A 23,867-nucleotide genomic window follows, 5' to 3' on the forward strand; every position below is an offset into this window, starting at 1 on the left:
ATGAAGTATTTTGCAGGCCTTGACGTTTCGTTGCAAGAGACATCGGTATGTGTCGTCGATGAGACCGGTCAGATTTGCCGGGAGATGAAAGTCGTCAGTCATCCGGACGATCTGGTCCTGGCGCTAAAGAACCCGGGACTGGGAATTGGTCCGCGTCGGGCTGGAAGCCGGCCCGATGTCGCAATGGCTATATAGTGGCCTGGTCGAGGCGGACCTGCCGGCAGTCTGCGGCATCGAAACCCGTCATGCGAAAGCGTTTCTCAAAGCGCAGGTCAACAAGACAGACCGCAACGATGCCCGCGGTATTGCCCAGATGATGCGGGTGAACCTCTTTGCGTCCCGTGCACGTCAAGACGCTGACCAATCAGAAACGCCGCGCTCTTTTGACAGCTCGTGAAGCTGCTCCAGGAAAAGGCGCTCGCGTTCGAGAACGATATTCGCGGGCTGCTGCGTAACTTCGGCCTCAAGGTCGGCATTGCCAGGGTGGGTAAATTCGAAAACCACATCGACGAACTCCTGGAGGCAGTTCCTGATCTCAAGGAGGTCATCGCTCCCCTACTTGACGCTCGTCGAAAACTCCGGGAAGAATTCTCGCGATTGCACCGGAAGGTGCTCGATATCGCCCGGGATGATGACACCTGCAACCGGCTGATGACGATACCTGGGATCGGCCCTGTGATCTCGTTGGCGTATATCTGCACCATCGACGCGCCCGCCCGGTTTGCGAAGTCGCGAGCGGTGGGGCCAGCCCTAGGCCTGACGCCGGTCGTCAATCAATCGGGAGAAAGCAAGAGGATCGGCCGGGTCTCGGCCGCCGGCGATGCGATCATGCGCGGTTTGCTTTACGAGGCGGCGCAGGTGCTGCTGACCCGAGTCAGGAAATGGTCTTGGCTGAAAGCATGGGCGATGAGTGTCGTAAAGCGACGTGGCATGCGAAAGGCGATCGTTGCGCTGGCGCGGCGGCTGGCAGTGATCATGCATCGGATGTGGAGTGATGGGACGGAATTCCGGTGGACCCGCGACCAGGACGTGGCGAAGGCCGCATGAGCAGGAATAACAGGAGACAATAGAGTTCTGCCGACCGGCGGAAAGATGTCCTTCGCGGACGGTGGACAAGGTGAGTTCGGGGCACGGTCTTGCATCGACTGCAGAATATTACCGCAGTCAGAGCGCCCTACAGATTGGACCGCCTTGTTCTTCTGATCCTATGGTGGGAGGGCCAATGTGCCGATCCCGGAGAGAAGCGTGGACCGCGAAAGATATTGAATGCCGGTGCAGAGACAGCTTGAAGCGATTGACCTCAACACGCCGAATAGAGAAGACCGTGTGGAAACTAACGTCCTCGATTCAAGATGAGGTGCTACGCCGGTTCCCGATGGCCTACTCGACACCAGGGACAGCGTGGCTACCGAACCAGGTGATCATCTTGCGTATGTCGTCTGCTGCTGGAGCCTTAGGCTGGCCGGATCCAATTATTTCCGCTGCGGCGTGTGCCATGGCGACAAGGGTGCGGGAGGCTTCCGGCACATAGGCGCGGTCGTCTGCCTTTTCGTGCCTCTCTCGGATGATCGCGTATCGAATGTTTTCCGGATAGGTCCACGCGCCGCGCACGCTAACAGCAGCGTCTCTATCGCTCTCACAAGCATCGATCGCTGCGGCCATCATGTCTCGGATCAGTTCCCAGTCAGTCATCCATTTCCCTCCAGGTTCGCTTATTCCCGCTGCCCGAAAGCCAATTGAAAATTCCTTGTGGCAACTGTCGGTCTACACTTTGCCATGGCACATCCTTCTAGAACAGACCGCTCGCAAATGCTGCTTTTGCCCGAGCCGCTGGACGACTGCGTCGGACCGGACAATCCGGTCCGCTTCATCGAAGCTTTCGTGGATCGACTGGACCTAACGATCACCGGTTTCATCCGTGTGAGGCCGAAGGCGACTGGGCGCTCGCGCCATGATCCTGTCGACGTTCTGGCCGGCTGACCCCAGCGCTGCCTTCGCGCACGACTGGCCGGATTGGCTGAAAATCTGACGACAGCCACCGTCGATCACGCGTTTCCACACAGTCTGCCTGACGTTCGCGTCCAATATCATTGTCGCCGAAAAGCCCCAGCATTCTCGGTATGGCCGGTCGCAGGATCGGCCTTTCTCTTACGATGCTTGCGCTTTGTTGCCGGCTTGCCGTCTGGTTTGCCCCATCCAGCTTGAAGCGCGGAAAGATGAAGACCCCCGCGATGCTGCCACTGAATTTTTCCTCCACTCCGCTCGATTCACCCATGCAGAAAACCGGCTGACGCATGCTGTTCGGCATCATGATCGTGGTGGAAAAGCAGAAGGACGACGAAAGTGTTGTGGCTTGTTCGAAAAGCGCGAGGATATGCCCCCGATCTTTCGGATCATAGCAGCGCAGCAGGCTCAGAAGGCCGCATTCCTGTGTCGAAAGGCCATGCAGCAGGCTGCTCCAGTCGCCGAGGCGGATGATTCCGCTTGAGAAGTCGCCGGCCCAGGCCTCGGAGACCGAAAATTGCGCAATCATATCCTGGTTGCGATGGGTCAGATCGAGCGATCCAGGCATCAGGGGGGCGGCAACAGTTGCTTTAGCGATCTTAAACAAGGGGTTCCCCGGTTCGGGCGCAGTCTCCGCTGCGCTGCGGTCAGAGCGAAACAGGGTCATACGGCGCCAGGCATCATGCCTAGGGTCTGGAACCTCGATCGCCGGCGGGGCACTGAGGCTTGCTCTTGCTTGTCGCGCAAACGTTCGTCGCCGAATGTTCGCGCAGGTTAAGACGGCGTTCCGGCCTCGCTGGCGGGTGAAAACGATCCTCGAACGTACATCAATTGCAGCGCGGATTTATAGGAGCTTTTCGCCAAACGGCAACGGCTTTTTCGGGGCGGAACCCTCGTCCGGCCAAGACGGTTCAACCGGCTATTTTGCCGGAAAACGTCGCATGAGAAGTACAAGGAATCAATTTGTGATGGATTTGTGCGTGGTTTCTCTTCGCAAAGGAGTGGTTTTTGCCCGGCAAATTCCTCTTTAAGCGAAATTCGAATATTTGTTGAAAAATCTGGCGGCGCAAGCTTCGCGAAAGCTACGGGCTGGTGGCGGCAAGCAAACGGGCCAAGTTAAACGCTTTGAAAAGTCGACGGCTTGGCCTGCGCGTGCGCAGCTGCGAATCGCGCTTCAAAAGAAAAGGGCGGCCCGAAGACCGCCCTTCCTGAACTGAACCGGATGGCTCAGATGCGAGACCTCAGTCTCACATCATGTCCATGCCGCCCATTCCGCCCATGCCGCCTGGCATTGCCGGAGCGTCCTTCTTCGGCAGCTCGGCGATCATCGCTTCCGTGGTGATCAGCAGCGAAGCAACCGAGGCTGCATTCTGCAGAGCCGTACGGACGACCTTGACCGGGTCGACGATACCCATGGCGATCATATCGCCATATTCGCTCGTCTGAGCGTTGTAGCCGTAGTTGTCGTCATTCTTGTCGAGGATCTTGCCGACGACGATCGAAGCTTCGTCACCAGCGTTGTCAGCGATCTGGCGAACCAGCGACTGCAGCGCCTTGCGAACGATGTTGATGCCGGCTTCCTGATCGTCGTTCACGCCCTTGGACGTGATCTTGACGGAGGAACGCAGCAGGGCAACGCCGCCACCCGGGACGATACCTTCCTGAACAGCAGCGCGCGTCGCATTGAGGGCGTCGTCGATGCGGTCCTTCTTTTCCTTCACTTCGACTTCCGTCGCAGCCGCCGACGCGGATGACGGCAACGCCGCCTGCGAGCTTGGCAAGGCGTTCCTGCAGCTTCTCGCGGTCGTAGTCGGAGGTGGTTTCTTCGATCTGCGCCTTGATCTGCGCAACGCGGCCTTCGATGTCGGACTTGGCGCCGGCGCCGTCGACGATCGTGGTGTTTTCCTTGGAGATCGAAACCTTCTTGGTGCGGCCGAGCATGTCGAGGGTAACGGACTCGAGCTTGATGCCGAGATCTTCGGAGATGACCGTAGCCACCGGTGAGGATCGGCGATGTCCTCGAGCATGGCCTTGCGGCGGTCGCCGAAGCCCGGAGCCTTGACGGCAGCAATCTTCAGCCCGCCGCGCAGCTTGTTGACGACGAGCGTTGCGAGTGCTTCGCCTTCGACGTCTTCAGCGATGATCAGCAGCGGCTTGCCGGTCTGAACGACGGCTTCGAGAACCGGCAGCATCGACTGCAGGTTGGAGAGCTTCTTCTCGTGCAGAAGGATATAGGCGTCGTCGAGGTCAGCAACCATCTTTTCCGGGTTGGTCACGAAGTACGGGCTGAGATAGCCGCGGTCGAACTGCATGCCTTCGACGACTTCGAGTTCGGTCTCGGCGGTCTTGGCTTCTTCGACAGTGATCACGCCTTCGTTGCCGACCTTCTGCATGGCTTCAGCAATGTCGCGACCGACCTGGCTGTCGCCGTTTGCGGAGATCGTGCCGACCTGGGCAACTTCTTCCGAAGTGGAGATCTTCTTGGCCTTGGCCTGGAGATCCTTGACGACTTCAGTAACGGCAAGATCGATACCGCGCTTCAGATCCATCGGGTTCATGCCGGCTGCAACGGCCTTGTTGCCTTCGCGAACGATGGCCTGAGCAAGAACGGTTGCGGTCGTGGTGCCGTCACCGGCGATGTCGTTGGTCTTCGAAGCGACTTCGCGGACCATCTGGGCGCCCATGTTCTCGAACTTGTCCTCAAGTTCGATTTCCTTGGCGACCGAAACACCGTCCTTGGTGATGCGCGGCGCGCCGAAGGACTTGTCGATGATGACGTTGCGGCCCTTCGGGCCGAGCGTTACCTTGACTGCGTCAGCGAGGATATCGACGCCGCGCAGCATCTTTTCGCGCGCGGTGCGGCCGAACTTAATTTCTTTAGCTGCCATTTTGAAAACTCCTGAGAAGGGTTGTCAGCGATTTCGGTAAAAAGCGACCGGCTGGATCAGCCGATGATGCCCATGATGTCGGCTTCCTTCATGATCAGAAGGTCTTCGCCGTTGATCTTGACTTCTGTGCCGGACCACTTGCCGAACAGAACGCGGTCGCCAGCCTTGACGTCGAGAGCGACGACCTTGCCGGACTCGTCACGTGCGCCGGAGCCGACGGCGACGATTTCGCCTTCCTGCGGCTTTTCCTTAGCGGTATCGGGAATGATGATGCCGCCTTTGGTCTTTTCTTCGGATTCAACGCGGCGAACGACGACGCGGTCGTGAAGGGGGCGGAAATTGGTGCTTGCCATTGTCTAATCCCTCGATCAAATGACATTCGCGGGCCGGGCGGCCCACATGGATAAGTGTTAGCACTCTCCGTTGAGGAGTGCTAGCGCCGAGCATTTAGGGATGGCTCCAGAAGGAGTCAAGAAGACCCATCACGGAATTTTGCGCCGGAATTGTGAAGAGGGCGGGAATTGTTTGAAGCATCGCCCGATTCGACGCGTGTCGGTTGCGTGAGCTTCGGAGCGCCCGCGCAGGCTGTCCACGGCGTGGCGTTCCTCTCGTGGAAGGTCCGACGGTTTTTGCTGAAGATCGCCCGAAAATCCTTGCCATCGCGGCATGCCTTTGCAATGTCACGCCTGACTGAAAGCAAATCGGGAAATCGGATGGCCAAGCGGATTAGAAGTTTTGCGGAGATCACCAGCCAGTATGATGCGGTGTTCTGCGATGTCTGGGGCGTGCTGCACAATGGCGTCGATCCCTTCCCGACGGCCGCTGCCGCTCTGGAAGCGGCGCGCGGCGAGGGGCTTGCCGTTATCCTCATCACCAATTCGCCGCGCATCGCGCCTCAGGTCGTCGCCCAGCTTCGCCAGATCGGCATCCAGGACGGCGCCTATGACCGGATCGTCACCTCCGGCGACGTCACCCGTGGCCTGATCGCCGAAGGCCCGAAGAAGGTGTTCCTGCTTGGCCCGGATCGCGATCTGGCCATCATCGAAGGTCTCGGCGTCGAGCGCGTCGATGCGAAGGACGCTCAATCCGTGGTCTGCACCGGTTTCTTCGACGACGAGACGGAAAAGCCGGAAGACTACACGGATATGCTCAAGGATTTTCAGGCGCGCAACGTGCCGATGGTCTGCGCCAATCCGGACCTCGTCGTTGAACGTGGTCACCGCATCATCCCCTGCGCCGGCGCCATGGCTGCCTATTACCACCAATTGGGCGGCGAGATCCGCATCGCCGGAAAGCCGCACGCGCCGATCTACGACGCCGTGCTGGCAACCGCGCACGAACTCCACGGCGATTTCCCGAAAAGCCGCATTCTTGCCATCGGCGACGGCATGCCGACGGATGTGCACGGCGCTCTCGATTACGGCCTCGATCTCCTCTATATCAGCGGCGGTATCCACGCGAAGGAGTACACGCTGAACGGCGAGACCGACGAGGCGATCCTGCATGCCTATCTCGAACGCGAGAAGGCCGCGCCCAAGTGGTGGATGCCGCGCCTCGCATAAGAAGAAGCCCGCCGATGACCGTTTTTCACCGCAATGAAACCCGCGAACCCTTGCCTGCCCACCTGAAGGGCGGGGTGATTGCCATCGGCAATTTCGACGGCGTTCATCGCGGCCATCAATCGGTGCTGAACCGCGCGCTGGAAATCTCGAAAGAGCGGGACATCCCGGCTCTGGTGCTGACTTTCGAACCGCATCCCCGCACGGTCTTCAGGCCGGAAACACCGGTCTTTCGCATCACCCCTGCACCCCTGAAGGCCCGCATCCTGGAAGCGATCGGCTTCAACGCCGTTATCGAATATCCCTTCGACCGCGAATTCTCGCAGCGCTCGCCGGACGACTTCATCCACGGCATCTTGAAGGACTGGCTGGGCGCCTCCGAAGTCGTCACCGGCTTCGACTTCCATTTCGGCAAGAATCGCGAGGGCGGCCCGGCCTTCCTTATGGATGCCGGCCATAAATACGGTTTCGGCGTTACGCTGATCGACGCCTTCCGCGACGAGAATGCCGAGGTCGTCTCATCGAGCCGCATCCGCGACTTGTTGAAGGAAGGCGATGTCAGCGAGGCCGCCGCGCTGCTCGGCTACCGCTACACAATCGAGGCTGAGGTGATCGGCGGCGAAAAGCTTGGCCGCGAGCTCGGTTTTCCAACCGCAAACATGCAGCTTCCGCCGGAGGCCGAACTTGCAGCCGGCATCTACGCCGTCCGCTTCCGCCTGGATGACGGCAATCTCTACGATGCAGTTGCAAGCTACGGCCGCCGCCCGACGGTGATCGAAGACGGTGCGCCGCTGCTGGAGACCTATCTCTTCGATTTCAGCGGCGACCTCTACGGCCGGACCTGTTCCGTCTCCTTCTTCGGCCACCTGCGGCCCGAACTGAAGTTCGACGGCCTGGAACCGCTCGTCGAGCAGATCAAGCTTGACGAGCAGGAGGCAAGGGCGCTGCTTGCGGGTGTCCGGCCGCTCGGCGAACTCGACCTTAAGCTTTGTTTCGTCTGACGCCGCGTTGCCGGTGGGCACGGCCTCAAATCCCTCTTCCTTTTCCCGGCAAAAACGCCTATGAACCGCCGCTATGAATAATGTCCGGCTGTCGAGTGCGATGCGAATTATCGGCCCGGCCTTCCGCGCGCGCTGAGCCGCCGGAAGGTCCGGGTTTTTGGCGCTTGGGCAAACGAGCGCTTCCGTCATCAGACATTTTTGAAGCCGTCGCGCCTTGAAGGCGCCCAGAAACGATTGCTGAACATGACCGACACAGCCGAAAAGATCGACTACTCGAAGACCCTCTACCTGCCCGAAACCGGCTTCCCAATGCGCGCCGGCCTGCCGCAGAAGGAGCCGGAAATCGTTGCACGCTGGCAGCAGATGGGCCTCTACAGGAAGCTGCGCGCATCCGCCGCCGGACGCGAGAAATTCGTCCTCCATGACGGCCCGCCCTATGCGAACGGCAACATCCATATCGGCCACGCGCTGAACAAGATCCTCAAGGACGTCATCAACCGCTCGTTCCAGATGCGCGGCTTTGACGCCAACTACGTTCCCGGCTGGGACTGCCACGGCCTTCCGATCGAATGGAAGATCGAGGAGAAGTACCGCGAGAAGGGCAAGAACAAGGACGAAGTTCCGATCAACGAATTCCGCAAGGAATGCCGCGACTTCGCCGCCGGCTGGATCAAGGTTCAGTCCGAGGAGTTCAAGCGCCTCGGCATCGAGGGCGACTTCGATAATCCCTATACGACGATGAACTTCCACGCCGAATCGCGCATTGCCGGCGAGCTTTTGAAGATCGCAAGAAGCGGCCAGCTCTACCGCGGCTCCAAACCGGTCATGTGGTCGGTCGTCGAGCGCACAGCGCTGGCGGAAGCCGAAGTCGAATACGCCGATGTCGAAAGCGACATGATCTGGGTGAAGTTCCCCGTCGCGGAAGGCCCCGCCGCTCTGGCCGGCGCCTTCGTGGTCATCTGGACGACGACTCCTTGGACGATCCCCGGCAACCGCGCGGTCGCGTTCTCGTCGCGCTACCCCTATGGCCTCTACGAAGTTGCAACCGCCGAGAACGACTTCGGCCCGCAGCCCGGCGAGAAGCTGATCTTTGCCAGGCGCTTGGCTGAGGAGTCCGCTGCCAAGGCGAAAGTGACCTTCAATTTCGTTCGCGATATTAAAGCGGATGAACTTGCCGCCGTCACCTGCGCGCACCCGCTGCACGGCCTGGGCGGCGGCTATGATTTCCAGGTGCCGCTGCTTGATGGCGAGCATGTGACCGATGACGCCGGTACCGGTTTCGTCCATACCGCCCCCAGCCACGGTCGCGAGGACTTCGATGCCTGGATGGACAATATGCGGGAGCTCGAAGCGCGCGGCATCTCGTCCACGATCCCGTTCCCGGTCGACGATGCCGGCTTCTTCACCATCGACGCGCCGGGCTTCGGCCCGGATGCGGAAGGCGGCGCGGCGCGCATTATCGACGACAGCGGCAAGAAGGGTGATGCCAATGAGCGCGTCATCAAAGCGTTGATCGCCCGTCACGCGCTCTTCGCACGCGGCCGCCTGAAGCACTCTTATCCGCATTCCTGGCGCTCGAAGAAGCCGGTCATCTTCCGCAACACGCCGCAGTGGTTCGTCCATATGGACAAGGAGCTCGGCGACGGAACGACGCTGCGCTCCCGTGCGCTGAACGCGATCGACGATACCCGCTTCGTTCCGGCTGCCGGCCAGAATCGCTTGCGCGCCATGATCGAACAGCGCCCGGACTGGGTGCTTTCGCGCCAGCGCGCCTGGGGCGTGCCGATCTGCGTCTTCGTCGACGAGCAAGGCCAGATCCTGCAGGACGACGATGTCAATTCCCGCATCCTCGATGCCTTCGAAAAGGAAGGTGCCGACGCCTGGTTCGCCGAAGGTGCGCGTGAGCGGTTCCTCGGCAAGAGGGCGAACGAGCCGTGGAAGCAGGTCATGGATATCCTCGACGTCTGGTTCGACTCGGGCTCCACGCACACCTTTACGCTGGAAGACCGCCCGGACCTTAAGTGGCCGGCCGATCTCTATCTCGAAGGCTCGGACCAGCATCGCGGCTGGTTTCATTCCTCGCTGCTTGAATCGGCCGCTACCCGCGGCCGCGCGCCCTACAACGCCGTCCTCACCCATGGCTTCACCATGGACGAGAAGGGCGAGAAGATGTCGAAGTCCAAGGGCAACGTCACTGCGCCGCAGGAAGTTATGAAGGATGCCGGTGCGGATATCCTCCGCCTCTGGGTCATGACCTCCGACTACGCGGACGACCTTCGCGTCGGCAAGACGATCATCCAGACGAATGTCGATGCCTACCGAAAGCTCCGCAACACGATCCGCTGGATGCTTGGCACACTCGCCCACGACAAGGGCGAAGTGATCGCGCTCGCCGATCTGCCGGAACTGGAGCAGCTGATGCTCCACCGCCTGGCCGAGCTCGACGAGCTCGTGCGCGAGAACTACGATGCCTTCGACTTCAAGAAGATCGCCCGCGCGCTGATCGACTTCGCCAATGTCGAGCTCTCGGCCTTCTATTTCGACATCCGCAAGGACGCGCTCTATTGCGATGCGCCGTCGAGCCCGCGGCGCCGTGCGGCTCTCCATGTCATCCGCAATATCTTCGATAGCATGGTGACCTGGATGGCGCCGATGCTGCCCTTCACGATGGAAGAGGCGTGGCTGTCGCGCGATCCGTCGGCGGTCTCAGTTCATCTCGAGCAGTTCCCGGCGATCCCGCCTGAATGGAAGAACGAGGCGCTGGCCGGCAAGTGGAAGAAGGTCCGTGCGATCCGTTCGGTCGTCACCGGCGCTCTGGAGATCGAGCGCAAGGACAAGCGGATCGGCTCGTCGCTGGAAGCAGCGCCCGTCGTGCATGTCACGGACAGCGTGCTTCGCGCTGCTCTTGATGGGCTGGATTTCTCGGAAATCTGCATCACCTCGGATATTGCCGTCGACGGCGCCGAGGGGCCGGCCGAAGCCTTCCGGCTGCCGGAAGTTCCGGGCGTCAGCGTCGAGCCAGCACTTGCCGAGGGCACCAAATGCGCCCGCTCCTGGCGTATCACCAAGGATGTCGGCTCCGATCCGCAGTATCCGGATGTATCGGCGCGCGATGCCGCTGCATTGCGTGAACTCGGATTGTAATACTGAAGAAAATTGCCGGATGAATTGCTCTTTTGCAGTTCATCCGGTAAAAGCTGCCTGAAAATGGCCGGATTTTTACGTCAGGGGGACGATCATCCGGTAGGGCGATGATTGCACCGGCATGGCTGGAAGGGTTTTCATGTTAGCGACGCGTTGGTTCCGTGCAGGCGCTTGCCTGGCTGTTGTTGTGGCGGCGGGCTCGATAGCTTCCGGCTGCAGCCCGACCTACGGTACAGGCACGACGGCGATGGCGCAGCTTGGCGACGATATCGGCCAGTCCGTGTCCCTGGCTCCCCGCGAGCCGAAGAACAAGGGCGTCAAGTACACGCCGCGCCCGACGCTCATCTTGCCTGCCCAGGCTTCCAGGGAAGCGCTGGTCGAGCCGCAGCAGACGATCGCGAGCAAGGAAAATCCGCAGTGGGTCGAGTCGCCGGAAGAAACCCGTGCACGCCTCGTCAAGGAAGCCGACGATAACGAAGACAAGTATACCTATGTCTCGCCGCTCGCCAAGAACGGCGTCGAAGGCGGTCGCCAGACGACCGAAGCGCAGACCAAGGCCTACCGCGAAGCCCGTGCCCTGCAGAAGGGGGCCTATCTCGATCAGCGCCGCTACATTTCCGATCCGCCGTCGACCTATCGCCAGGTCGACGATCCCGCCAAGCTGGAAGACCTTGGCGAACCCGAGCTCAAGAAGGCAAAGCAGCGCAAGAAGGATGCTGCAGTTGCCGGCACCGGCAAGAAGTGGTGGAACTTCCTTCAGTAAGTTCAGGCCATCTCAGGCCTGCCGCGCCGCAAACCAGCGGCGAACGAGGGCAAGTGCCGACACAAAGCCGAAGGCCATGAGCCGGCGCGCCGACCAGCTCACCTTGCCCCGCAAAGACCATTGCATCGGGATTTTCTCTGCACCCGGCGCGAGCGCCCTGTAAGCCGAGGCGGCGAGCGCGACTATGGCGGCGAGAACAAGAATGCTCGGGGTCATGGAAGCTCTCTCTTTTCGGCAAAGAACGTCCGGAGAATGTCCGCTGATTCCGTTTCGTTCAAACCGGAATAGACCTCCGGCGCGTGATGGCAGGTCGGCTGGGCGTAAAACCGCACACCATTGTCGACTGCCCCGCCTTTGGGATCTTCCGCGCCGTAATAGAGCCTGCGGATGCGCGCGAACGAGATGGCCGCGGCACACATGGTGCAGGGCTCCAGCGACACGTAGAGGTCGGCGCCAACCAGACGCTCCTGCCCCAGGACTTCGCAAGCCATGCGGATCGCAGCCACCTCGGCATGGGCCGTGACGTCGTTGAGCTCCCGCGTCCGGTTGCCGGCGCGCGCGATGACGGCGCCATCGCGCACCACCACGGCGCCGACCGGCACTTCGCCGCGCTCGCCCGCTGCCCGCGCTTCGTCAAGGGCCATCTCCATAAACCGATTTGTCTTCACGATCCGGCAATTTCCCACTTAACCGCAAGGGCGCGACCTGATAGACAGGCCCCAAAAGGCAGGCAAACAACAAATGACATTCAAAGACAAGCCAAAACGGCCGGGCGGCAAGCCCTCCGCGCACGATGCGCGGCCGAAAACCGAAGGCAAATCGGCAAGAAGCTCGGCGGCCCCCAAGGCTGCAGCCGCCGAGACCGACGGCGAAACCAAGGCGGAACGCATCTCCAAGGTCATGGCGCGCGCAGGCGTTGCCTCGCGCCGCGACATCGAGCGCATGATCATGGAAGGCCGCGTCACGCTGAACGGCAAGACGCTCGATACGCCGGTGGTCAACGTGACGCTTACCGACAAGATCGAGGTCGACGGCGTACCGATCCGCGGCATCGAGCGCACGCGCCTCTGGCTCTATCACAAGCCGGCCGGTCTGGTGACCACCAATTCCGATCCGGAAGGCCGCCCGACGGTTTTCGACAACCTGCCAGAAGAGCTGCCGCGCGTCATGTCGATCGGCCGGCTCGACATCAATACCGAAGGTCTGCTGCTGCTGACCAATGACGGCGGTCTTGCCCGCGCGCTCGAACTGCCGACCACCGGCTGGCTCCGCCGCTACCGCGTGCGCGCCCATGGCGAGATCGATCAGGAAGCGCTCGACAGGCTGAAGGACGGCATTGCCGTCGACGGCGTGCTCTACGGCTCCATCGAAGCGACGCTTGACCGCACCCAGGGTTCCAACGTCTGGATCACCATGGGTCTTCGCGAAGGCAAGAACCGTGAAATCAAGAATGTGCTCGGCGCGCTCGGCCTCGACGTCAACCGTCTCATCCGCGTTTCCTACGGTCCGTTCCAACTCGGCGATCTGCCAGAGGGCCACGTCGTTGAAGTGCGCGGACGCACGCTGCGCGATCAGCTTGGACCGCGCCTGATCGAGGACGCCAAGGCGAACTTCGATGCCCCGATCTACAACGCGCCTGCCCTTGCTGCCGAGGAAGAGGTGGAAACAAAGCCGGAGAAGCGCGAGCGCTCCTGGAAGCCTGAGGACAAGCGCGAGCGTGCTTTGAGCCGTCTCGACACCAAGCGTGACGATCGCCGTGATGACCGCCGTGATGACCGCCGGGATGGCAGGCGCGAAGGCGACCGCGATGTTGGCCGCAGGGAAGACGACCGGCCCAAGCGGCCGGCGCTTGGCAGCCGCAGAAACGCCAACGTCTGGATGGCGCCCGGCGCCCGTCCGCTCGGCGAAAAGGCTGCCGCCAAGGCTGCGAAGAATGCCCAGACCGCCCGCAAGCGTGGAGAGAAGCCGGGCAGCAGTAAGCCGCAGCCCTCCAACTACGGCGATGACCGGCCACGCGTGCAGATCAACCGCGCCCGCGACGAAGAAGGCGAGTGGATCCGCTCCAGCGAAGCTTCGCCGAAGTCCAAGGATGACGGCGAGGGTTTTGGCCGCAAGCGCTCGTTCGGCGATCGTCCTGCACGCCCGGATCGCCGTTCTGGCGACCGTCCGGCTCGTGGCGACCGCCCGTCCGGCGACCGCGCTGCGCGCGGGGATCGGCCCTTCGGCGACAAGCCCCGTGGCGACCGCAGACCACGCGAAGAAGGTGACGAGCGTCCCCGTTCTTTCGGTGATCGTCCCGCGCGTGGTGACCGCCCGTCAGGTGACCGTCCTCCGCGTGGGGATCGGCCTTTTAGCGACAAGCCCCGCAGCGACCGCAGACCACGCGAAGAAGGTGACGAGCGTCCCCATTCCTTCGGCGATCGTCCGCGCACAGCCCGCACCGCTCCCGGCGAGGGCCGCTCCGAACGTCCGCGCGGCGAAAGGCCGTTTGGCGATAAACCTGCGGGCGACAAGCCCCGTGGCAAGAGCTTCGGCAAGCCGGGCGGCGGCTCCAAGAATTTCTCAAGCAAGCCTAAGGGCGATCGGCCCGGCGGCGGTGGCAAGCCTTCGGGCGCGCCGTCGCGCGGTGGACCGAAAGGAAAGGGAATGACGCGCGGTGCGGATCGTCGGCGGTGAGTTTCGCGGACGGCCGCTCGCCGTGCCGAAATCGAACGACATCCGGCCGACTGCCGACCGGACGCGTGAGAGCCTGTTCAATATCCTGAGCCACGCCTATTCGGAATGCATCGACGGCACCCGGATTCTGGATCTTTTTGCCGGCACCGGCGCCGTGGGCCTTGAAGCCATCTCGCGCGGCTGCCGTCATGCGCTCTTTGTCGAAAACAGCGTCGAGGGCAGGGGGCTTCTCTGGGAGAATATCGATGCGCTCGGCCTCCACGGCCGCACCCGCATTCTGCGGCGTGACGCCACAGACCTGGGTTCCGTCGGCAATCTCGAGCCCTTCAGCATGCTTTTCGCCGATCCACCCTATGGCAAGGGTCTGGGTGAAAAGGCGATGGCAGCTGCCGCCAAGGGCGGCTGGCTCGTGCCGGGCGCGATTGCCGTTCTCGAAGAGCGATCGGATGTTGCCGTTTCAGTTGATCCTTCCTATCTCTTCCTCGAAGATCGCATCTTTGGCGATACAAGGGTTCATTTCTTCCGCTACCAGCCTGAATAAGGGCGGCGGTTTATCCGGAGTTGGGTTGTGCAGCAGGCGGCGGCTATTGCGAATAACGAAATGCCTGTTGCGAGCCGCATGCCGACGGTGGCCATCGCCTTCGGCGGCGGCGGTGCCCGTGGGCTCGCCCATATCCACGTGATCGAAGCGCTGGACGAGCTCGGCATACGGCCCGTTGCGATTTCCGGCGCGTCGATCGGCGCCATCATGGGTGCGGGCATGGCGGCTGGCATGAGTGGCGAGGCGATCCGCGAACACGCGCTGATGACGGTCGGTAACAAGACGGCTGTCGTCAGCCGCATCTGGGGTCTGCGGCCGCAGACGGTCCGGGACGCCGTCGCAAAGGGCATCCGTATCGGCCAGTTCAATCTCGAGCGTATCCTCAAGGCTTTCCTGCCGGCCGGCCTGCCCGATCGCTTCGAAGATCTGCTTATTCCGATGAACGTCATCACGACCGATTACTACGGTCAGAGCGAGGTCATCATCGGCGAAGGAGCGCTGTTTCCGGCGCTTGCCGCATCGTCTTCCATCCCTGCCGTCTTCATGCCCGTTCGCCTCCACGGCCGGGTGATGATCGATGGCGGCATCAGCAACCCGGTCCCATACGAGTGCCTGATGGATAGTGCCGACATCGTCATCGGTGTCGATGTCGTCGGTGCGCCGGAAGGCGACGGCACACATATTCCGAACCGCATGGAAAGCATTTTCGGTTCCGGCCAACTGATGATGCAGACGGCAATTACGCTGAAGCTCAAGCTCCAGCCGCCGCATATCTTCCTGCGCCCGGCCGTCGGCCGCACTGGCGTGATGGATTTTCTCAAGGCGCGCGAGGTACTGGCGATGTCTGCGGGCGTCAAGGATGAACTGAAGCGCGCACTCGATCAGGAATTTGAAGCCCGCCTCAGAGCTTAGGCATCCGCTGTCACGTCAGCCGTTCCGGCTAGCGGATCTTCGTCGAAATCCATCGTTCGCTTCGGCTTCACCAGCGGTTCTGGCCGGACCGGCTGGGAAAAGAGCATGTCGCGGCCTGCCTGCAGCCCGCCGGTTACCTGAAGGACCAGCCGCTCCTCGTCGCGCTTGCGGATATCCTCGCCGATCTCAAAGGCGTCCGCATCGTCGACCCCGAGCGCCTCAAGCGTGCGGCGGCCAAACAGCAGGCCGGATTCCAGCGTTTCGCGCAGTTCGTAGTCGACATTGCGATTCCTGAGGGCGATCGAATGGACACGGTCGTAGGAGCGCACGAACAGTTTCGCGTGCGGATATTCGGCCTGCACCAGGTCCACCACCTTATCGGTGATTTCCCGCTTCTGCGTGCAGACGACGACGATCTTCGCCTTTTCGATGCCGGCCGAGCGCAGCACGTCCTTGCGCGTTCCGTCGCCGAAATAGATACGGAAGCCGAAGGAGGACGCCTGGCGAATACGGTCCGCGGAGAAATCGATGACCGTCACGTCGCGCCCACCCGCGAGCAGGATCTGCGCGGCGATCTGGCCGAAACGCGAGAAGCCGACCATCAGCACATCGGCGCCCGCACCCTCGAAGTCCTCATCAAGCTCCTCCTGATCCTCGCCTTTCAGCATACGTTTCGAAAGTGCTGCCCCGAGCGGAGTCAGCGCCATCGACAGTGTAACGATGGCGACCAGCAGCGATGCCGTGCTGAAGGGCATCAGTCCCGCCGCACCGGCAGTCGTAAACAGCACGAAGCCGAACTCGCCGCCCTGCGGCAGCAGGAAAGCGATGCGGATGGCGTCGTCGTGCGAAGAACCGCTCACCCGGCAGAGGCCGTAGATGATCACAGCCTTGACGGCCATCACGATCGGCACCGCGGCGACGATGAAGAGCGCGTTGTCGATCAGCACGTCCAGTTCCAGCGACAGGCCGACCGCCATGAAGAAGATAGCGAGAAGCACGCCGCGGAAAGGTTCGATATCCGCCTCAAGCTCGTGCCGGTAGGAGGATTCGGCGAGCATGACGCCGGACAGGAACGCGCCCATCGCCATGGAAAGCCCGGCAAACTGCATCAGGCTCGCCGATCCCATGACCACGAAAAGCGCCGCGACGATCATCGCCTCGCGTGCTCCGGTCCTTGCAATCACCTGGAAGAGCGGCGTCAGCAGATAGCGCCCCATGACGATCATCGCGCCGACGGCACCGACCGCGATCGCAAAGTCCAGAAGCGGCGCATTGCTGCCGGTTCCACCGTCGAGAATGGTGATCAGAGCCAACAGCGGCACGATTGCCAGGTCCTGGAAAAGCAGCATCGAAAAGGAGCGCTGCCCGTATTTGGTGTTCACCTCGCCAGCATCATCGAGGATCTGCATCGCAAAGGCAGTGGAAGAAAGCGCCAGCCCAAAGCCCGCAACGACGCTTCCCCGCCAGTCGAGCACGCCGGAGAAATAGGCAAGCCCCGTCAGCGCCAGTCCCGTCAGCATCACCTGCGCGGTCCCGAGCCCGAAGATGTCGCGTCGCATCTGCCAGAGGCGCGAGGGCTTGAGCTCGAGGCCGATGATGAAGAGCAGGAAGACGACGCCGAGCTCGGCAACGCCCAAAATCTGCTCGCCGTCCGTGATGCCATGAAATATCGGACCGATAACGACGCCCGCGGCAAGATAGCCGAGCACCGTGCCGAGCCCGAGCTTCTTGAAGATCGGGGCGGCAACGACCGCGCCGCCGAGCAGCAGGATCGTTTCGGAAAAGAGGGCATTAGGGGCGGACATGTCGCGGAGTTTCTTTCAATGGTGGGAAGCGCGCAAGCCGCGCGAAAAAGAATCGGCGGCCGCGGCCTTGATGCTTTCGGAAGTGCACAATAAATGGAAGCCCAAGGAAAGGCCAAATCATGTCCTCAGAAATAGAATTCCTCGACACTTCTTTCCCGTGCAAGCCAGTTGATCGATCTTGCCAGGAAGGCCGGCGCCGATGCCGCCGATGCGGTTGTCGTGCGCTCGCGCTCGCAATCCGTCGGCATCCGCCTCGGCAAGGTCGAAGGCACGGAATCGTCTGAGAGCGACGATTTCTCCCTGCGCGTCTTCGTTGGCCGGAAGGTCGCGAGCGTTTCCGCCAATCCGGGCTTCGACCTGAAGGCGCTCGCCGAACGCGCTGTCGCGATGGCAAAAGTCTCGCCTGAAGATCCCTTCGCGTGCCTTGCCGACGAGCAGAGGCTTGCGAAGTCCTATGCCGATCTTGAGCTTTTCGACCCGACGGAAGTTTCCGCCGACATGCTGCGCGAGGCAGCGCTTGCGACTGAGGCCGCGGCCCTTGAGGTCAAGGGCGTCACCAACTCGTCCGGGGGCGGAGCCTCCGCTGGTTTCGGGGGGCTGGTTCTCGTCACCTCGCACGGCTTCCAAGGCAGCTATATGGGCTCGCGCTTCGGCCGTTCCGTCAGCGTCATTGCTGGCGAAGGCACCGGCATGGAGCGCGATTACGATTATGACAGCCGCCTTTATTACGCCGAACTCGACGATGCCGCCGAAATCGGCCGCCGCGCCGGCGAGCGTGCCGTCAAGCGCCTCAATCCGCGTCAGGTCGATACCGGCAAGGGCGTCACCGTCGTCTTCGATCCGCGCATCGCCCGCGGTTTCGTCGGCCACATCGCTGGCGCCATCAATGGCGCGTCGGTCGCGCGCAAATCCAGCTTCCTGCGCGACAAGATGGGCCAGCAGGTGTTGAAATCCGGCCTTTCGATCACCGACGATCCGCTGATCGTCCGCGGCCCGTCCTCGCGTCCTTTCGATGGCGAAGGCATTTCCGGCGAGCGGCTGGTGATGATCGAGGACGGCGTCCTGAAGCATTGGTTCCTTTCGACTGCGACGGCGCGTGAAATCGGCATGGAAACCAATGGCCGCGGCGTGCGTAGCGGCAATTCGGTGACGCCCGCTTCGACGAACCTCGCGCTGGAACCGGGTGATATCTCGCCAGAAGAGTTGATCCGGAGCGTCGGGAACGGCTTTTACGTGACTGAGCTTATCGGCCAGGGTGTCAACATGCTCACAGGCGAGTATAGCCGCGGCGCGACCGGCTTCTGGATCGAAAACGGCGAACTGACATTCCCTGTCTCCGAAGTGACGATCGCCTCGAACCTCAAGGAGATGTTCATGCGTGTGACGCCCGCAAACGACATCGATCGCAAGTATGGCGTAGCGGCCCCCACGCTGGCGATCGAGGGAATGACGCTTGCGGGACGCTAGAGCGCCCTGACCTTGTTGGAATTGGATTGATGCAATGTGTGACGTTCGAACGGCCCGCTGGCAAAGCGATCTCGAATTGATCGCCGATGCCGCAAAGCAGGCGGGTGATGTTGCTCTCGGTTTCTTCAATCAGTCGCCGGAGGTCTGGTGGAAGAATGGAGGCCGCTCGCCGGTCAGCGCTGCCGATTTCGCCGCCAACGAAAAGCTGGAATCCATCCTGCGCCTCGCCAGGCCGGATTACGGCTGGCTTTCCGAAGAGACCGAGGACAGCGCCGCCCGTCTGTCGGCCGAGACGCTTTTCGTCATCGATCCGATCGACGGCACGCGCGCCTTCCTCGGCGGCTTGGATCTCTGGTGCGTCAGCGTCGCCGTCGTCCATCGCGGCAGGCCGGTTGCCGGAGTGCTCTACGCTCCCGCCCTCGACGAGCTTTTCGAGGCGGTTGAAGGCGGTGCCGCGATGAAGAATGGCGAGCCCATTGCCGTATCGGCCAACGGACCGGATACCCTTAGTCGTTTTGCGATCGGCGAAGACATCCTGAAGGCGTTCCCCGATCCCTTCCGGCGCAAGATCGAAAGGGTCAAGCATGTGCCCTCGCTCGCCTATCGCATCGCGATGGTCGCGGACGGCCGTCTTGAAGGTACCTTTGTCAAGCGCAATTCGCATGACTGGGATCTTGCGGCAGCCGATCTCATCCTCGAACGCGCCGGCGGCCGGCTGACCGATCTCGATGGACGCTCGGTCCTCTACAACCGTTCTGAGGTTAGTCATGCCGAGCTTTGCGGCGCTGCCGGCCCTCGCGTTGCGGAGTTCCTCGAAGGGCTTGCTGAAATACGAAGCAGTTGACGTTTGCGTCAAAATCCCGCAGATGAAAGCGCGGAGGAGACCAGTAGAGAAAGAGAAGAAAATGACGGAATCTGGCGGCAAAAAGCAGCTCTTGCATCTCGTATTTGGCGGAGAACTGGAAAGCCTGACCGATGTTCAGTTCCGGGATCTGAATGATCTCGATATTGTCGGCATTTTTCCCGATTACGCCTCGGCGCTAGGGGCCTGGAAGGCCAAGGCGCAGTCGACCGTGGACAACGCACATATGCGTTACTTCATCGTCCACATGCATCGTTTGCTCGATCCGCAGGACAAGGCTGGAAATAACTAATTTTTCAGCACTTTACGCGCCGGATGCCGTCCCATTCGGCAGGGCCGTCTTTGCGCATCGTTAGATACGCGCCACAGGCGATTGACGCATTCTGAACAAATTACTCGGTCATTCCGGCCGCAACAATAATTGGGGAATGGGTTTGATGTCGATCATCGCTGATCGGAGGCATTTTAGATGAGTTCGCCAAGAGCGCGGTTCGCGCTGGGCGTCTATCGGACGGCAGGGGTCATCGCCTCTCCGATCGTCGGCGCCTATCTCGCCTACCGGACCGCCAAGGGCAAGGAAGAGCGTGCGCGCCGCACGGAGCGCTTTGGCTATGCCAGCGCAAACCGGCCGCAGGGGCCGCTTGTCTGGTTCCATGCTGCGAGTGTCGGTGAGACCAACGCCGTCATTCCGCTTATCCGCGAAATCCGCCGCCGCGACATTCATGTGATCCTGACGACGGGCACGATCACCTCGGCAAGGCTCGCCGCCGAGCGCATCGGCAATGAGGCGATCCATCAGTATGTACCGCTCGACCTGAAGCCCGCCGTCAGCCGCTTCCTCGAATACTGGCAGCCGGATTGTGCCATTATTGCAGAGTCGGAAATCTGGCCGGCGACCGTCATGGAACTCGGCCGCCGCCGCATTCCGCAGATCCTCGTCAATGCGCGCATGTCGGATCGCTCCTTCGCGCGCTGGCAGCGTCGAACGGCCATTGCCGAGGCGCTGTTCGAGAACCTCGCGCTTGTGATCGCGCAGTCGGATATCGATGCCGAGCGTTTTCGCGATCTCGGGGCAAGGCACGTGACGACCTCCGGCAATCTCAAGGTCGATACGGACGCACCCCCTTACGACGCATCCGTACTCGCCCGCTATAAGAAGCAGATCGGCGATCGCAAGACATGGGCTGCGATCTCGACTTTCGACGGCGAGGAAAATGCCGCGGCGGTCGTTCATCGCACGCTGAAGGAGCGCAACGGCCAGCTGACGATCATTGTGCCGCGCCATCCCGAGCGCTCCGACGAGATCGAAGAAATGCTCGTCAAGCAGGGCCTCAAGGTTGCCCGCCGCACGCGCGACGACCTACTCTCGCCGGATGTCGATATCTTCCTCGGCGATACGATCGGCGAAATGGGTCTTTACCTGCGGATGACGGAAGTCGCCTTCGTCGGCCGTTCGCTCTTTGCCGAAGGCGGGCAAAATCCGCTCGAACCCGCCATGCTGGGCTGCGCTGTGCTTTCCGGCAGCAATGTCCAGAACTTCCGCGACGCCTATCAGAAGCTTGCCCGCCGCGGCAGCGCCCGCATGGTGCGCGATACCGAGATGCTGGCCAAGGGGGTGCATTATTTGCTCATCAATGGCGAGGCGCGGCGTAGTATGATCGAGGCCGGCGTCATGGCTGTGCAGGAAATGCGCGGCGCGCTGACGGCGACGGTGAAGTCTCTCGAGCCTTACATCAATCCGCTGACGGTGAAGGCAAGACTGCTGCCGAGGTCGGTGGCAGAGGGCTGATGGAAAACATGACGGCTGCGCAAATCAAGGGCATTCTCTTCGACAAGGACGGCACCCTGCTCGATTATGATGAGAGCTGGCTGCCGGTGAACCGTGAATTGGCGCGCATTGCCTCGCAAGACGATCCGGCGCTAGCCGACCATCTGTTGCTGGCGACCGGAATGGACCCGGTGACCGGCCATATCGTGCCCGACAGTCTGCTGGCTGCCGGCAATACCCGGCAGATCGCCGAGGGGCTGGTCGCGGCGGGTTCCAGGGTTGATGTCATTGAACTGACGATCAAGCTCGACGCTCTCTTTTCCCATGCCGCCGACTTTTCCGTACCGGTCACCGATCTTGCCGCCTTCTTCGGCCGCCTGCACCGCCGCGGCTTCAAGCTCGGCATCGCGTCCAGCGACAACGAGCGCTCCATCCGCCAGACCGCGCAGCGCTTCGGTTTCGCTGAGTTCGTGAACTACATCGCCGGTTATGACAGCGGCTTCGGCATCAAGCCGGACGCTGGAATGGTCCTCGGCTTCTGCAAGGCGACCGGGCTGGAGCCGGCGCAAGTGGCGGTCGTCGGCGACAACAATCACGACCTGCACATGGGCCACAATGCCGAGGCCGGCCTCAAGATCGCCGTGCTGACGGGCACCGGCTCGCGGGAATCGTTGGTAGCCGCATCCGACTATTGCCTCAACGATATCACCGAACTCGAAGGCCTGTTGCCGAACCTGCAAATGGCATGATTGTCCACTACGCGCGGCCAATCATTCTTGCCGCGACGGCACCCCCTTGTTCTCCCTAATCTCTGTGCGCGTCCAGCCGCGCCATGTCGATGGCGCGGAAGACCCTTTTCCAATGTCGTTGTTTCATTTACGGCGCAGACGCACCGTGGCTTGATTGCTGTGACAAGCAAGGGAATGAGGACGGTCGGGAGCAAAAGCTTGCTTTTTCTGCAATTTTGCCCTTTCTTTCCCGCCAGTCGAGGGGGTAGCCGGTGGCCCGCAAGGCACCAGAGGAGCATAGGGCGGCAGTTATGGTATCCGAAGCGCCGCCGTTTTGGTGGACGAAAGCTGATTGGCGGGCATGGGCGCTCTTGCCCTTTTCCTTCCTCTATGGACGGATCGCCGGCTATCGTATGACGCATGCGCGCCGCGCTTCCGTTCTCGTTCCCGTCATCTGCATCGGCAATTTCACCGTAGGCGGCGCCGGCAAGACGCCGACAGCGCTGACGATCGCTCGGGCCGCCAAGGCCAAGGGGTTGCGGCCCGGCTTCCTGAGCCGTGGCTATGGCGGCTCCCTGGACGTCACCGTGGTTGTCGATCCCGCTCACCATCGCGCCGTTGCCGTTGGCGACGAGCCGCTGCTGCTTGCCCGCGAGGCGATGACCGTCGTTTCCCGCCGCCGCGTCGAAGGCGCCGAGCGGCTTGTCAGGGAAGGGGCCGACCTCATCATCATGGATGATGGTTTCCAGAGCGCGCGGCTGGCGATCGACTATGCGCTGCTCGTCATCGACACGACGCGCGGCCTGGGCAATGGGCATACCGTGCCGGGCGGTCCCGTGCGCGCACCGATCTCCGTGCAGATGCGCTATGCCAGCGCGCTCCTGAAAGTGGGAAAGGGCAATGCCGCCGATGCGATCGTCCGCATGGCTGCCCGCGCCGCGAAACCCTATTTCACCGCATCGCTGAAGGTTTGCGGAGAAAACGACCTCGCCGGCCGCAAGGTGCTGGCATTTGCAGGCATTGCCGATCCGGGCAAGTTCTTCCGGACGGTGGAATCACTCGGCGCCGAAATCGCGATCGGGAGATCCTTCGGCGACCACGAACACCTGAGCGACGATGAGATGGCTGACCTGCTGTCGACCGCCGAACGCGACGACCTGCTGATCGTCACGACATCGAAGGATTTCGTGCGGCTTGCCGGCCACCATGGCAAAGCGGAGGAACTCGCCGCCAAATGCCGAGTCATCGAAGTCGAAATGTCGTTCGAAGACCCGCAGGCACCCGGCCTCATCATCGATCGTGCCATGGAGGCCTGCCGGGAGCGGCGGCTGAGAAAAAGCCGGAAGTCCGGGTGAGTTTGCGGGCGCGACATCGCGTTGAATCCGTCAACGATCACCGCGTTTCGCCAGACGCCCTCGAAGCCGGAGCGGGCGCTCTTTCACGAGCGTTTTCTGGATCAGCGCTTCTGGTTCGGCAGAACGCCGGCGCGCTTGTCGGCTTCGAGCGAAGAAACGACGTCGGCATAGGGTTCCTGGCGGGCAACGCTCCAGTAGCGTAGCTCGTCGAGCGGGATATGCTTGCCGGTCATGGCGCAGATGACATAGGAACCCGGCGACAGGATCTGGAAATCTGCATCGAGATAGCGGATCTTCGCCTCGCGGTTTCCGTTTCCTTCAAACAAGTTCATCCTGCTCCGTTCCCTTATGCCTTCGACTGCCAATATCGCGGCGAAGGCATTATTGCCAGCGT

18 protein-coding genes and 4 pseudogenes are annotated in these 23,867 nt (G+C 61.7%); 14 read left to right on the top strand and 8 right to left on the bottom strand.

Annotated features, from left to right (window positions below):
- A pseudogene (locus ACW4PC_RS18970) lies at positions 1–1,047 on the top strand (IS110 family RNA-guided transposase).
- A 333-nt stretch (positions 1,048–1,380) separates the two neighbouring features.
- On the opposite strand, the gene ACW4PC_RS18975 reads toward ACW4PC_RS18970, so the two are convergent.
- From ACW4PC_RS18975 to groES, 4 genes and pseudogenes are all read right to left on the bottom strand, one after another.
- Positions 1,381–1,692: a hypothetical protein gene (locus ACW4PC_RS18975; RefSeq protein WP_455874794.1), complete on the bottom strand. Its 312-nt coding sequence runs from the start codon at positions 1,690–1,692 to the stop codon at positions 1,381–1,383.
- A gap of 475 nt (positions 1,693–2,167) precedes the next feature.
- Positions 2,168–2,611: pseudogene (locus ACW4PC_RS18980) on the bottom strand (hypothetical protein); the annotation flags it as partial.
- A gap of 640 nt (positions 2,612–3,251) precedes the next feature.
- A pseudogene (gene groL / locus ACW4PC_RS18985) lies at positions 3,252–4,892 on the bottom strand (chaperonin GroEL).
- Between the two features lie 56 nt (positions 4,893–4,948).
- Positions 4,949–5,245, bottom strand: a complete 297-nt coding sequence (groES, locus tag ACW4PC_RS18990) for a co-chaperone GroES (protein ID WP_004675403.1) — start codon at positions 5,243–5,245, stop codon at positions 4,949–4,951.
- Positions 5,246–5,605: 360 nt separating this feature from the next.
- Here groES and ACW4PC_RS18995 point away from each other — a divergent pair, with 360 nt between their 5' ends.
- From ACW4PC_RS18995 to ACW4PC_RS19010, 4 genes are all read left to right on the top strand, one after another.
- A complete protein-coding gene (locus ACW4PC_RS18995) occupies positions 5,606–6,454 on the top strand; it encodes a TIGR01459 family HAD-type hydrolase (RefSeq protein WP_074066816.1) in 849 nt (282 codons plus the stop codon).
- 14 nt (positions 6,455–6,468) lie between these two features.
- The gene (locus tag ACW4PC_RS19000; protein ID WP_455874795.1) at positions 6,469–7,452 is read left to right on the top strand and encodes a bifunctional riboflavin kinase/FAD synthetase; all 984 of its coding nucleotides are present in this window, start codon (positions 6,469–6,471) and stop codon (positions 7,450–7,452) included.
- Between the two features lie 243 nt (positions 7,453–7,695).
- Positions 7,696–10,596, top strand: a complete 2,901-nt coding sequence (gene ileS / locus ACW4PC_RS19005) for an isoleucine--tRNA ligase (RefSeq protein WP_455874796.1) — start codon at positions 7,696–7,698, stop codon at positions 10,594–10,596.
- Between the two features lie 139 nt (positions 10,597–10,735).
- Positions 10,736–11,359, top strand: coding sequence for a hypothetical protein (locus ACW4PC_RS19010; protein ID WP_455874797.1), 624 nt, complete (start codon positions 10,736–10,738; stop codon positions 11,357–11,359).
- Positions 11,360–11,371: 12 nt separating this feature from the next.
- Here ACW4PC_RS19010 and ACW4PC_RS19015 read toward each other — a convergent pair whose 3' ends face one another.
- A complete protein-coding gene (locus tag ACW4PC_RS19015) occupies positions 11,372–11,575 on the bottom strand; it encodes a hypothetical protein (protein WP_455874798.1) in 204 nt (67 codons plus the stop codon).
- Positions 11,572–12,009, bottom strand: coding sequence for a nucleoside deaminase (locus tag ACW4PC_RS19020; protein WP_455875062.1), 438 nt, complete (start codon positions 12,007–12,009; stop codon positions 11,572–11,574). Before ACW4PC_RS19020 ends, ACW4PC_RS19015 begins: the two co-directional genes overlap by 4 nt.
- A gap of 91 nt (positions 12,010–12,100) precedes the next feature.
- Between ACW4PC_RS19020 and ACW4PC_RS19025 the strand changes: the two genes are divergently transcribed.
- Genes ACW4PC_RS19025 through ACW4PC_RS19035 form a run of 3 tightly spaced genes read left to right on the top strand, consistent with a single transcriptional unit; the run spans position 12,101 to position 15,488 of the window.
- Positions 12,101–14,035, top strand: a complete 1,935-nt coding sequence (locus ACW4PC_RS19025) for a pseudouridine synthase (protein ID WP_455874799.1) — start codon at positions 12,101–12,103, stop codon at positions 14,033–14,035.
- Positions 14,016–14,576, top strand: coding sequence for a 16S rRNA (guanine(966)-N(2))-methyltransferase RsmD (rsmD, locus tag ACW4PC_RS19030; protein ID WP_039844108.1), 561 nt, complete (start codon positions 14,016–14,018; stop codon positions 14,574–14,576). Before ACW4PC_RS19025 ends, rsmD begins: the two co-directional genes overlap by 20 nt.
- A 60-nt stretch (positions 14,577–14,636) precedes the next feature.
- The gene (locus ACW4PC_RS19035) at positions 14,637–15,488 is read left to right on the top strand and encodes a patatin-like phospholipase family protein (RefSeq protein WP_455874800.1); all 852 of its coding nucleotides are present in this window, start codon (positions 14,637–14,639) and stop codon (positions 15,486–15,488) included.
- Here ACW4PC_RS19035 and ACW4PC_RS19040 read toward each other — a convergent pair.
- Positions 15,485–17,293: a monovalent cation:proton antiporter-2 (CPA2) family protein gene (locus tag ACW4PC_RS19040; protein ID WP_455874801.1), complete on the bottom strand. Its 1,809-nt coding sequence runs from the start codon at positions 17,291–17,293 to the stop codon at positions 15,485–15,487. The genes ACW4PC_RS19035 and ACW4PC_RS19040 overlap by 4 nt on opposite strands.
- 119 nt (positions 17,294–17,412) lie before the next feature.
- Here ACW4PC_RS19040 and ACW4PC_RS19045 point away from each other — a divergent pair.
- From ACW4PC_RS19045 to lpxK, 6 genes and pseudogenes are all read left to right on the top strand, one after another.
- Positions 17,413–18,760, top strand: a pseudogene (locus ACW4PC_RS19045) (TldD/PmbA family protein).
- A 34-nt stretch (positions 18,761–18,794) separates the two neighbouring features.
- The gene (locus ACW4PC_RS19050) at positions 18,795–19,604 is read left to right on the top strand and encodes a 3'(2'),5'-bisphosphate nucleotidase CysQ (protein ID WP_455874802.1); all 810 of its coding nucleotides are present in this window, start codon (positions 18,795–18,797) and stop codon (positions 19,602–19,604) included.
- Positions 19,605–19,665: 61 nt separating this feature from the next.
- Entirely contained in the window at positions 19,666–19,914 is a 249-nt protein-coding gene (locus tag ACW4PC_RS19055) for a DUF4170 domain-containing protein (protein WP_028739857.1), read from the top strand.
- Between the two features lie 177 nt (positions 19,915–20,091).
- A complete protein-coding gene (waaA, locus tag ACW4PC_RS19060) occupies positions 20,092–21,411 on the top strand; it encodes a lipid IV(A) 3-deoxy-D-manno-octulosonic acid transferase (RefSeq protein ID WP_283070968.1) in 1,320 nt (439 codons plus the stop codon).
- A gap of 8 nt (positions 21,412–21,419) precedes the next feature.
- Entirely contained in the window at positions 21,420–22,139 is a 720-nt protein-coding gene (locus tag ACW4PC_RS19065; RefSeq protein WP_455874803.1) for an HAD family hydrolase, read from the top strand.
- Positions 22,140–22,429: 290 nt separating this feature from the next.
- The gene (lpxK, locus tag ACW4PC_RS19070) at positions 22,430–23,473 is read left to right on the top strand and encodes a tetraacyldisaccharide 4'-kinase (protein WP_455875063.1); all 1,044 of its coding nucleotides are present in this window, start codon (positions 22,430–22,432) and stop codon (positions 23,471–23,473) included.
- A gap of 101 nt (positions 23,474–23,574) precedes the next feature.
- Here the strand turns inward: lpxK and ACW4PC_RS19075 are convergent, their stop codons facing one another.
- Entirely contained in the window at positions 23,575–23,805 is a 231-nt protein-coding gene (locus tag ACW4PC_RS19075) for a DUF2093 domain-containing protein (protein ID WP_022716573.1), read from the bottom strand.
- Positions 23,806–23,867: the final 62 nt, after the last annotated feature.

Source organism: Rhizobium yanglingense (assembly GCF_977109285.1).